This window comes from Chryseobacterium sp. SIMBA_029 (assembly GCF_046535275.1).
In the GTDB taxonomy this organism is placed as follows: domain Bacteria; phylum Bacteroidota; class Bacteroidia; order Flavobacteriales; family Weeksellaceae; genus Chryseobacterium.
This window is the reverse complement of sequence record NZ_JAWRXA010000277.1, coordinates 1-275: the sequence shown is the minus strand read 5'-3', so window position 1 is coordinate 275 and position 275 is coordinate 1. Positions and strand designations below refer to the sequence as shown.

Sequence of the window (275 nt, the reverse complement as noted above, 5' to 3'; positions counted from 1 at the left end):
CAGAGTCTTCGCTGCCCACAAGAAGGGTCCGAGGCTCGACGAACTTATCGCGAGCGATATTGGCTCGCAAACGCCAGACGGCGAACGCCTCACGGCGACGCAATTTGAGGCCATCCTCGCTGATATACGAAAGCGCGGACTCGCACGCGGAGAGGGTCTGCCAATTCCTGGTATCAACAGCATCAGTGCGCCGGTGTTTGACAGCAATGGCGAAATCGTCCTGGTTCTGACTCTCTTCGGTGTCGCCGGGAATTTCGACGTTTCCTGGAAGGGAG

At 57.8% G+C, this 275-nt stretch carries 1 pseudogene; it reads left to right on the top strand.

Annotated elements, in window-relative coordinates:
- Positions 1-275, top strand: a pseudogene (locus SB679_RS24115) (hypothetical protein); the annotation flags it as partial.